9 protein-coding genes are annotated in these 10,287 nt (G+C 52.8%); 8 read left to right on the top strand and 1 reads right to left on the bottom strand.

Features of this window, described 5'->3' with window-relative positions:
* Nucleotides 1-179 precede the first annotated feature (179 nt).
* Genes FJ147_24455 through FJ147_24470 form a run of 4 tightly spaced genes read left to right on the top strand, consistent with a single transcriptional unit; the run spans nucleotide 180 to nucleotide 4,055 of the window.
* Complete coding sequence (locus tag FJ147_24455; protein ID MBM4259038.1) at nucleotides 180-884, top strand: urease subunit beta; 705 nt, start codon at nucleotides 180-182, stop codon at nucleotides 882-884.
* Nucleotides 885-895: 11 nt separating this feature from the next.
* Entirely contained in the window at nucleotides 896-2,605 is a 1,710-nt protein-coding gene (gene ureC / locus FJ147_24460) for an urease subunit alpha (protein ID MBM4259039.1), read from the top strand.
* Complete coding sequence (gene ureG, locus FJ147_24465; GenBank protein MBM4259040.1) at nucleotides 2,602-3,234, top strand: urease accessory protein UreG; 633 nt, start codon at nucleotides 2,602-2,604, stop codon at nucleotides 3,232-3,234. The genes ureC and ureG overlap by 4 nt, the downstream gene beginning before the upstream one ends.
* Nucleotides 3,231-4,055, top strand: a complete 825-nt coding sequence (locus FJ147_24470; GenBank protein MBM4259041.1) for a hypothetical protein — start codon at nucleotides 3,231-3,233, stop codon at nucleotides 4,053-4,055. Before ureG ends, FJ147_24470 begins: the two co-directional genes overlap by 4 nt.
* A gap of 52 nt (nucleotides 4,056-4,107) precedes the next feature.
* Here the strand turns inward: FJ147_24470 and FJ147_24475 are convergent, their stop codons facing one another.
* Complete coding sequence (locus FJ147_24475; GenBank protein ID MBM4259042.1) at nucleotides 4,108-5,163, bottom strand: flippase-like domain-containing protein; 1,056 nt, start codon at nucleotides 5,161-5,163, stop codon at nucleotides 4,108-4,110.
* Between the two features lie 160 nt (nucleotides 5,164-5,323).
* Between FJ147_24475 and FJ147_24480 the strand changes: the two genes are divergently transcribed.
* The 4 genes from FJ147_24480 to FJ147_24495 all read left to right on the top strand — a co-directional run bounded on the left by FJ147_24480 (nucleotide 5,324) and on the right by FJ147_24495 (nucleotide 10,149).
* Nucleotides 5,324-6,214, top strand: a complete 891-nt coding sequence (locus tag FJ147_24480) for a tRNA U-34 5-methylaminomethyl-2-thiouridine biosynthesis protein (GenBank protein ID MBM4259043.1) — start codon at nucleotides 5,324-5,326, stop codon at nucleotides 6,212-6,214.
* 86 nt (nucleotides 6,215-6,300) lie between these two features.
* The gene (locus tag FJ147_24485) at nucleotides 6,301-7,167 is read left to right on the top strand and encodes a 2-amino-5-chlorophenol 1,6-dioxygenase subunit alpha (protein MBM4259044.1); all 867 of its coding nucleotides are present in this window, start codon (nucleotides 6,301-6,303) and stop codon (nucleotides 7,165-7,167) included.
* A 157-nt stretch (nucleotides 7,168-7,324) separates the two neighbouring features.
* Nucleotides 7,325-8,326: a hypothetical protein gene (locus FJ147_24490; protein ID MBM4259045.1), complete on the top strand. Its 1,002-nt coding sequence runs from the start codon at nucleotides 7,325-7,327 to the stop codon at nucleotides 8,324-8,326.
* A 149-nt stretch (nucleotides 8,327-8,475) separates the two neighbouring features.
* Nucleotides 8,476-10,149: a formate--tetrahydrofolate ligase gene (locus FJ147_24495; GenBank protein ID MBM4259046.1), complete on the top strand. Its 1,674-nt coding sequence runs from the start codon at nucleotides 8,476-8,478 to the stop codon at nucleotides 10,147-10,149.
* Nucleotides 10,150-10,287 lie beyond the last annotated feature (138 nt).

Genomic DNA, 10,287 nt, shown 5'->3' on the forward strand with positions numbered 1-10,287 from the left:
GACCGCCGCCCGGTTGGGGTTCACGCTCCTCCCCCAGCCCGTCTCGGCCTGAGAGTGTGTTTCTGAGCAGTGAAGCGCGGAATCCCTCTGCGAGACCCTTCCCTTCGTTCAGAGTGACAATTCCGATATGTCAGTCTCATTGCGTTTGCATGAGGAGTTGTCCAAGGAGACTAGAGAGTATGCTCAACCTCACCCCAACAGAACTGGAGCGGCTGACGATCTTTAACGTCGCCGAAATGGCTCGCCGTCGTAAATCACGCGGAGTGAAGCTGAATTACGTGGAAGCGATGGCGTACATTGTTGATGAACTGCTTGAAGGGGCACGTGACGGTCGTTCAGTAGCGGAATTGGTGGACTGGGGAGGAACCTTACTTACCACTGATGATGTGATGCCAGGCGTGGCTGACCTGGTGTCACGCATTATGGTCGATGCATTGTTTCCTGACGGCATTAAACTCGTAACCGTGTATGGTCCAATTCGCCCTGGCAAGCTGCCGATTGCTGATCCACCATACGGCAAGCCTGGTGAGATTATTACTCCAGATGGTGAGATCGAGCTGAACGCAGGACGTGAGAAAGTTACACTGGAGGTGATCAACACCGGCGACCGGGCGATTCAGGTCGCCAGTCATTTTCATTTCTTCGAGGCCAACAAGGCATTGCAATTCGATCGTGCTCAGGCTTTTGGCATGCGGCTTGATGTCCTCGCTGGTGGGTCGGTTCGGTTTGAGCCGGGGATGAAGAAAGAAGTCACCTTGGTCAAAATTGGTGGTACTGGTGAAGTGACTGGCCTGAATAACCTCACCAATGGTTCGATCCATTCTGAAGAGGTCAAGCAAGCTGCCCTACAACGGGCACGGGATACGGGTTTTAAGGGCGCATAAGGGAGAGGCGCATGGCACGCATGAGTCGAGCTGCGTACGCGGCGATGTTCGGACCAACAAAAGGTGACATGGTGCGCCTTGGTGACACCTCATTGCTAGCTGAAGTCGAACACGACTACGCCGTGTATGGCGAAGAGTGTATGACTGGAGCAGGGAAAGTCATGCGCGATGGCATGGGCTTTCTGACTTCGACGACCACGGCTTCTGGTGGGCTTGATATGCTCGTGCACAATGCGACGATCATCGATCCGGTACTTGGTATCGTGAAGGGTGATATTGGCATTCGGGACGGCAAGATCGTTGGTGTGGGCAAAGGCGGCAACCCAGCGATTCAAGCGGGAGTTGATCCTCAGTTGTCCTGTGGGCCATGTACGACTATCGTCAATGGTGAAGGGCTGATTGTCACTCCTGGTGGGATTGAAACACATGCCCATTTTTTAGCTCCGCAGCAATGCGAACATGCGCTAGCTTCAGGGTTGACGACGATCATCGGTGGCACGATGGGGCCACATTTCGATGTCAGCTGCGCCGGGCCAAATAATCTCGCCATCATGCTGAAAGCTTGTGAACAGTATCCGATGAACTTTGGTTTCTTAGGGCGTGGCAGTGCGCATGACCCGAAGGCGATTGAAGAGAGCGTTGCTGGCGGAGCGATTGGGGTAAAAGTGCACGAGGATTTTGGTGCGATGCCAGCGACGATCGATTGCGCGCTGACGGTGGCGGATACGTACGACTTTCAAGTGCAACTACACACTGACACGATCAATGAAGCTGGTTATTGCGAAGAGACGATTGCGGCTATCGCCGGGCGCACGATTCATATGTACCACGTCGAGGGCGCTGGGGGTGGTCATGCCCCAGATATTATCCGCGTTTCAGGAATTGCCAATTGCTTACCGTCGTCGACCAATCCGACCAACCCCTACACTCGCAATGCCCTTGATGAAGCGCTACCGATGACGATGGACGCGCACATGCTCGATTGGCGTCTGCCGGAAGATGTAGCCTTTGCTGAAAGTCGCATTCGTCCGCAAACGATGGCGGCTGAGGATATTTTGCATGATCTCGGGGCAATTTCCGTTTTTGCTGCGGATACGCAGGGGATGGGGCGAGTGACAGAGACAATCACAAATTGTTGGCGTCTCGCGAGTAAAATGAAAGAGCAACGTGGCCGCTTAGCAGGCGAGAACACCGCTCGCGCCGATAACGAGCGTATTAAACGCTATGTCGCCAAGTACACCATCAATGCTGCGCGGGTGATGGGTATTGACCCCTATGTCGGTTCGATCGAGCCAGGAAAAATGGCGGACCTGGTGCTCTGGATGCCTGCATTCTTTGGTGCGAAACCCTTGATGGTGATTAAAAGTGGCTTTGTGACATGGTCGGCGATGGGTGATGCTGCGGGGTGTGTCTTTCCTACTGAGCCGATCATTCAACGGCCAATGTGGGGCGCGGTGGGTAGTGCACCGTCAGCACTCAGCGCGATCTTTGCTAGCTCCTTGGCCCTTAATGCTGATATTCCACGCAAACTGCAACTGCAAAAACCGATGCTGCAGATTCGTAGTACCCGAGCACTGACAAAACATGACATGGTGCACAACGACGCATGCCCACACATCGAGGTCAATCCTCAGACGCATGATGTCTACGCTGATGGTGAGTTGTTGACGTGCGAACCGGCGGAGGTTGTTCCTCTGGCGCAAAGGTATTTCTTGCGATGACAAAACGACGAACTTCTTCATCCGCGAATGTTGCGCGCGTTGGCGTCGGTGGTCCGGTCGGCTCTGGTAAAACGGCTCTGGTTGAGCGTTTGATTCCAGCCTTTGCTCAACGAGGAATAGAACTGGCGGTGATTACCAATGATCTTGTTACGCAAGAGGATGCAGAGCGGATTCGTCGCTCACAGTTGATTGCTCCTGAACGCGTGCTAGGAGTCGAAGCTGGCGCTTGCCCACATACCGTTATTCGTGAAGATCCGACCCTCAATATCGAAGCAGCGATTGAGCTTGAAGAACGCTTTCCCAGCCTCGAATTGATTCTGCTGGAAAGTGGTGGTGACAATTTAGCTTCAACCTTTTCCCTCGATCTCGTCGATTACTGGCTATTTGTGATCGATGTTGCGGGTGGTGGTGATATTCCCCGCAAACGCGGGCCAGGGGTTCTTCAGTGTGATGTGCTGGTGATCAACAAAAGTGACCTTGCTCCATATGTCGGTGTTGATCTCCCGCGTATGGTGACTGAAGCGCATGAGATCCGTCACGGTCGTCCTGTGGTTGTCACCAATTGTAAGACTGGTGAAGGGATCGATGAGGTCGTCTTGTATATCGCACGGGATGTGCTATTTTTGTGAGTAAGCAAGTCAACTTACACTTCGAGTGCTCACCAGCAGGAGAAACCTTCCTGGCGCGGCGGTTCGTAACGTATCCATTCTTCTTTACCGCCCCGTTTCGTTTGGACCGAGTCCCGGCTGGAATGCTGACAGCGATCCTGCAATCAGTTTCCGGCGGAATCTATAACCGAGAACAGCTCGCCCTCTCTTTTACTGCCGGACAAAACGCGCACGTCCATTGCACAACGCAAAGTGCGACAGTGGTGCACTCCATGGCTAATGGGGAAGAAGCCAGTCAATTAGTGACTATCCATGCGGCAAGGGGTTCGTTCGTTGAATATCTGCCAGATGCACTCATCCTCTTTCCTGAGGCGTGTCTGCGGACCACCCTCCACGTTGTCATTGAAGAAGGGGCAACCGTCATTCTCAGTGATGCATTCCTCACGCATGATCCGAAAGCTCAAGGCCGATCGTTTCGCTCACTTTCTAGTGAAACTGTGGTACAGAACGTCAACGGACAGCGGTTGTGCATCGATCGTTTTGTGATTACTGGAGAAGAATTACGGCTGGCTTCCGTAGGATATTGTGCGCAAGGAACGATGTGGATACTCAACGTGCAGCAGAGTGGAGATTTGTTGCCAGCCCTGCGCAAGAGATTAGAACCCGTTCTTGGGATCTATGCTGGTGTGTCAACTTTGCCACACAACGCTGGCGTGTGGGTGCGAATACTGGCGATTGACGGTGTTGCTCTGCATAAGGGGCTCCATGCTGCATGGGCAGCCGCCCGCTCTGTCCTTACTGGTGAAGAGCCGCAAAGCCGACGAAAGACCGGGTGGACCTGAGGGGCGTATGGCCATACGCCCCTACGAAAATGAAACGAAACTCTTCTCTTGATTACCCTGCGGCAGACCCTTGCAGCGCGTTCTCTTCTCGGGCCTGGCGAATCTCGGCTAGACTCACACCTGCAATCGGTAGCGCTAACAAGCCTTGAGCGACGAGTGTAAGAAATTGCACCGCGTTGAGAACCAAACCATAGGCAAGGGCGTCGACCTCACTCACACCGAAAAGGCCCAGTGCAAGCTGGCACGCGTACTGATAGGGACCGATCATGCCCGGCAAGTTGGGTAACGCCGTGCCAAAGCCAATGAAAATAAAGACCACGAGCGCCGCACCAAATGGCACCTGAAAATCAAAAGCACGAATCATAATGTAACTGGAGAGAATGGGCAGAAACCATAACGTGAGTGACACCAGGAAGACGGAAAGAAGTAACATCGGGTTAGGAATGATCTTCATACCGTCGGCCATCGATGCCAGCACGTTCTTGAGCTTTCCACCAAAGCCTTGGGGCAAACGATGCAACAGCCAGCGATCAACAAATGCCTCGCCACGCCACCAGAAAAGAACAACTAAAGAGACAAGTATCGCGGCGGCAACTGCTGGAACCATCGCTCCACGTCGGACCCACACCGGCAGATTCTCTACGGTGATCAAACCCAGCAGAATGTAAAAGACGATAATGAGTGAATCCATCGTCTTTTCGAACACGACATTGCCGATCACGCTGGAAAATGCCACTCCCGACCGGCGTGACAGCAACCACGGGCGCACGATTTCACCAATCCGTACCGGCAACAAATTAATGGCCATATAGGCAACCGAGATAATAACCCACAGACGACCAAACGGTACGTGTTCCAAGGGGCGCAGTTCCAACTGCCAACGCCAGGCGCGAAAAACCATAATCAGCAAACTCACGACAATAGCGACGAGGAGCCAGCTCAGGTTAATCCGCTGGAGTGCTGCACCGAGTTCATCCAGCTTGACGTTGCGAAAGGCAAGGTACAGGAATCCGATACTCACGAGCAGTGCGATGACGAGGTGAGGTAAACGGCTCTTTGGTGCGTCATTTGTATGCGAAGCGCTTTGATTGTCGCCGGTTTCAGCCATAGGCCCTCCTGCCGTGTCGTACTCTCGCTACTCTGACGGAACGGCGAAACCTCTGCAAGGAGACCTGCGAGGTGGTGACATGAAGACTGCCACTTCCACCTTGACAACCCTTCGGTGAGAAGAGGAGAATCTGAGCCACATCCTGGCAGGAGGCAATCGTATGACCGAAGGAAAAATTCTCGCTGGCTTTCTGGCGCCGCATCCGCCGCATCTTGTCTATGGCGAAAATCCTGAACGCAACGAACCGCGTTCAACCGGTGGATGGGAGATGTTACGGTGGGCCTATGAGTCTTGCCGGGAAAAAATCAAGGCGTGGAAACCGGATGTGATCCTCGTTCATAGTCCGCATTGGATGACGATTGTTGGACATCACTTCCTGCGTGTTCCGCACCTCCAAGGGCTTTCGGTTGATCCCATTTTTCCTCATATCTTTCGTTATCGTTATGAGATGAAGGTCGATGTCGACTTGGCTGATGTTTGTTACGAAGAGGCGCAGAAAGAAGGGCTTGTCGCCAAGAAGATGACTAACCCGAACTTCCGGGTCGATTACGGCACGATTGTCTCTCTCCACATGCTGAATCCGGACTGGGATATTCCGATCCTTGGTATCTCTGCGAACAATTCGCCTTATTTTTATTCAACGGAGATTGGCCAGGAACAAATGATCAAACTGGGGCGTGCAACAGCGCGAGCGATTGCCAAGACTGGGCGCCGGGTGGTGCTGGCCGCGAGCAACACCCTCTCGCATTTGCACTATGATCGTGAGCCTGAGCTGGTCGAGGACATGAACAAGGAAGTGATCTTCAATAACAACCAGTATCAGTGGGACATGCGCGTCCTTGAACTCATGCGAAAAGGCAAGACCGATAAGCTGATGACGATTCTCCCTGAGTTTATGGAGAAGACTGCGGCAGAGGTAAAGTCTGGCGGACTAACCTGGATGCTCTCGGCGATGGGATTTCCGCAAATTCCGGCGCAGGTGCATGGCTATTGGACAGTGATCGGCACAGGGAATGCGGTCGTTGAATGGGATTTGACGCAGCGGCATTAGATTAAACACGAGAAGATTGGTCTATCAACGTTGTCACCCTGAGTGAAACGAAGGGTTTCTCAGAGAGAAACTTTGCCGTGCTCAGCATGATACGGCTATCGGGCGAGACCGTAAGAAAGCTATTACTTATGCCTAAAGGTACGATTCAGCGTGCATATATTCTTCCCGGGCTGCCTCATTTGGCTTCGCAAATTCCTGCCGCGAGTTGGGAAACACTCCGGCGTGGCTTTCGTCAGGCGGCAGAGCACATTCAGCAGGTGAAGCCCGAGGTGTTGGTCATCTACAGCACGCAGTGGATTTCTGTGTTGGGGCATTCGTTTCAAACCAATCCTAATCCGAAGGGTCTGCACGTCGATGAAAATTGGTATGAATATGGAGATTTTCCCTTCGATCTGCGAGTAGATGTCGATCTCACAACTCGCGCAGCGGCGATTGCTTCATCACTAGGCTTGGCGACTAAAACGGTTAACTACAACGGATTTCCCGTTGATACTGGAGTGCTGGTTGCCCAACGGTTTGTGAATCCGCAGCATACCATTCCGCTTGTGATCGTTTCTTGTAACATTTACGCTGGGCAGGAAGATTCACTCACGCTCGGGCGTGCGATGCGACAAGCGATTGAGGAGAGCGGAAAACGTACGGTTGTGATTGCGTGTACCGGACTGTCGGGTCGCTTTTTTACTGAAGCGATTGATCCCTTACAGGACCGTTTCTCACGCGCTGAAGACGATACGTGGAACCGACGTGTTCTTGAGCGTATTGCTCAGGGAAAGAATTCGGAAGTGCTCTTAGGGAGTGAGGAATATGCGAAGACCGCGGTTCCAGATATGGGATTTAAAGCCTTTGCCTGGTTGATGGGGGTACTGGGAACCCCGGCAACTCCAGGGCAAACCTTGGCATATGGGCCGGTCTGGGGAACCGGGGCGGCGGTCGTGGAGTATGTGTTGGCATAATACGTAACACGTAAGGCGGAAAACGTAACGAATAAAGAAGACAGGGGAGAGAAGGTAGGAGGTAGAATACAGACGGCTAAAGATAGAGAAAGCGAAAAATATTTTTCTCCATTCTGTCTCCTATCTTCTTCATTCTATATTCCTTTTTGGTGCCATCATGATCAGAACAACCGTTGTTGGTAGCTGGCCGTTGCCGGAAATGTATCGTGAGCGTTTGCAGCAATATCATCGTGGCACCTTGCCTGAGATGTTGGTGAAACCAACGCTCGTGGGCGCTGCGGAGATTGCCATTCGTGAGCAGAAAGCCACTGGTGTGACTCAGTTCATGGGTGGGGAGTTTTTTGCGGAAGCATTTATTCAGCACCTTCCGCGAAAACTGACGGGAGTGACACTCGTCAAACCTCAAGCAACGGAGTTGCACGATTATTCTGATCTCGCTGAGTACGAACTGACTGGAGATATCGCTGCACCGCATGGGTTAGGATACGCTGAAGCGTTTCGACGCGAGTCGCAGATTGACCATGCCTTGGAAAAGCTCTCGGTTCCTGGACCACTGGAAGTGCTGGCGCATTTACGGCCCATGGAGAAAGCGCAAGCGCAGTTGCTACGCGCCATCGAGATTGTGAACCACGAGATTCAAGCACTTGCTACCGCTGGGGCACGAGAAGTGCAACTCGATATCCCGTACATTACGGTACAGTCAGTTCTTGAACAGATTTCTCCGACGCAGGCAGTCGATCTTATTGCCCAAAGTTTTGCCGGTGTCTCTGTGACGAAAACGATTCACTGCTGCCTGGGTGATTTAGGGTCAAAGCCGGTGATTTCTGTCCATAACCTGCATGCGCTGATGCCATTTGTGAAACAACTCGCTGGGATCGTCGATAAAGTTCACCTGGAGTGCTCTCATCCTGGGCAATGGGCTGATCGTGCCTGTCTGCGTGATATCCCTAAAGAACTGGAAGTGATTGCTGGTATCGTTGACGTGAAGACTCCAGTTGAGACCAGCGACGAGATTGCTGACCACATTCATGAAGTGACGCGCCTCATTGAACCTGAACGGCTATGGATCGCGCCGTCCTGTGGATTTGGCCGCCGACGAACGACAGATATTGCTGTGGGAAAACTTTCGCGCATGGTTGAGGCGGCGAGGCGGTTCTAAAACGTAATCCGTAAAACGTAAAGAGGAGGTTGGGTGGTTACGGATTACCGATTATGTTTTACGTGTTACGCGGACCGTAGTTGTTCTTTTTTACGTTTTACGCTTTACGTTTTACGCATTTATTTTGCTTGTCTACGAGGAATAAACACATGAGTCGTGACCAAAACCTAGCCGTTGCACAATCAACGGATTTGCAACCGATTGAGGAAATTGCCGCTCGTCTTTCTCTTCCTCCGCAGTATCTTGAGCCGTATGGGCGAGTAAAAGCGAAGATCGCATTGGAGGCGTTCACTACTGCTGCGAGTCGACCAACCGGCAAGCTCATTCTCGTGTCGGCGATCAATCCGACTCCAGCAGGAGAAGGGAAGACGACGACGACGATCGGTTTGGGCCAGGCTTTGGCGCGACTGGGAAAAAAGGCGACAGTTGCGGTGCGTGAACCTTCGATGGGGCCGGTGTTTGGTGTCAAAGGGGGTGGCTGCGGTGGTGGCCGTTCACAAGTCTTGCCCATGGAAGACATCAACTTGCATTTCACTGGTGATATTCATGCGGTGACCTCGGCACATAATCTGCTCTCGGCAATGATGGATAACGCGTTGTTCCACGGTCAAGTTGACCTTGATGTGCGACGTATTCGCTGGCGCCGCGTCATGGACATGAACGACCGTGCCCTGCGGCAGATGACGATCGGTCTCGGCGGGGCACTCATGGGGGTACCACGTGAAGATGGGTTCGACATCACTGCCGCATCTGAAGTCATGGCAATCCTGTGCTTGACCAATGGTCCAGCCGATCTGATTGAGCGGCTCTCACGCATTGTGATTGGTTTTTCGGGCAAAATGAATGCCGTCACTGCTCGTGATGTGCAGGCACCGGACTCGATGGCCATCATTCTCAAAGATGCTCTCAAACCGAACCTGGTGCAGACGGTTGAAGGCGTGCCGGCATTCGTTCATGGCGGTCCGTTTGGTAACATCGCCCACGGGTGTAACAGTATCATCGCCACCCGTCTGGCATTGAGCTATGCCGATTATGTTGTCACCGAAGCTGGCTTTGGCTTTGACCTTGGTGGCGAGAAGTTCTTCGATATCAAATGTCGCGCGGCGGGTTTATGGCCGTCGGCGGTTGTGCTCGTAGCAACTGTCAAAGCGCTTAAGATGCATGGTGGAACGCCGGTTAGCGACGTGAACAAGCCAGATTTGAAGACTCTCAAGCTCGGCATGAGTAATCTTGCCAAACATGCGGAAAGTATCCGCGAGTTTGGCGTGCAACCGATTGTCGCGATCAACCGCTTTGCTTCAGACACAGAAGACGAATTGAAACTCGTTGTTGAAGAATGTCAGGCACTTGGGCTCGAAGCATGTGTGATCGATGTCTTTGGTCATGGTGGCGAGGGTGGCCTGCCGTTAGCAGAGACGGTAGTCAATGTTTGCCAGAGTGCGACACCGACGCCGAAGTTCTTGTATCCGCTCGAAGCCTCGATTGAAGAGAAGATTCGTACCATCGCCCAGAAAATTTACGGCGCTGCGGATATCGCTCTTCTTCCACGGGCCAAAACCGACCTCGATCGGATTAACGCGTTAGGTTACAGCAACGTCCCAATTTGCATGGCCAAGACGCAGATGTCATTGTCCGATGATCCGAAGCTGTACGGTCGCCCACGTGACTTTACTCTCACTGTTCGTGAAGTTCGCCTGTCTGCTGGCGCAGGGTTCTGTGTCCCATTGACTGGTGAAATGCTGACGATGCCGGGGCTTGCTGCCAAACCGGCAGCATTCGGTATGAAGATGGATGCGGATGGGAAGATTTCGGGAATGTTTTGAAGAAAGGCTATAGTAAATGTTCACCCCTCAGACTTGAGGGAAAGTGAGAGATGAGATAGAGAGAGCGGCGTGACGCAGAAGCGCCCTGCCATTGTGCCCGTCGAGGTCTGGGAGCAAGCTCCCGAACCTGTCCAAGTC

Source organism: Deltaproteobacteria bacterium, from assembly GCA_016874775.1.
Taxonomy (GTDB): domain Bacteria; phylum Desulfobacterota; class Binatia; order Bin18; family Bin18; genus VGTJ01.

Coding starts and splice junctions, on each gene's coding strand:
- FJ147_24455 (MBM4259038.1), top strand. CDS start 180: ATGCTCAACCTCACCCCAACAGAACTGGAGCGGCTGACGATCTTTAAC.
- ureC (MBM4259039.1), top strand. CDS start 896: ATGGCACGCATGAGTCGAGCTGCGTACGCGGCGATGTTCGGACCAACA.
- ureG (MBM4259040.1), top strand. CDS start 2,602: ATGACAAAACGACGAACTTCTTCATCCGCGAATGTTGCGCGCGTTGGC.
- FJ147_24475 (MBM4259042.1), bottom strand. CDS start 5,163: ATGGCTGAAACCGGCGACAATCAAAGCGCTTCGCATACAAATGACGCA.
- FJ147_24480 (MBM4259043.1), top strand. CDS start 5,324: ATGACCGAAGGAAAAATTCTCGCTGGCTTTCTGGCGCCGCATCCGCCG.
- FJ147_24485 (MBM4259044.1), top strand. CDS start 6,301: ATGATACGGCTATCGGGCGAGACCGTAAGAAAGCTATTACTTATGCCT.
- FJ147_24490 (MBM4259045.1), top strand. CDS start 7,325: ATGATCAGAACAACCGTTGTTGGTAGCTGGCCGTTGCCGGAAATGTAT.
- FJ147_24495 (MBM4259046.1), top strand. CDS start 8,476: ATGAGTCGTGACCAAAACCTAGCCGTTGCACAATCAACGGATTTGCAA.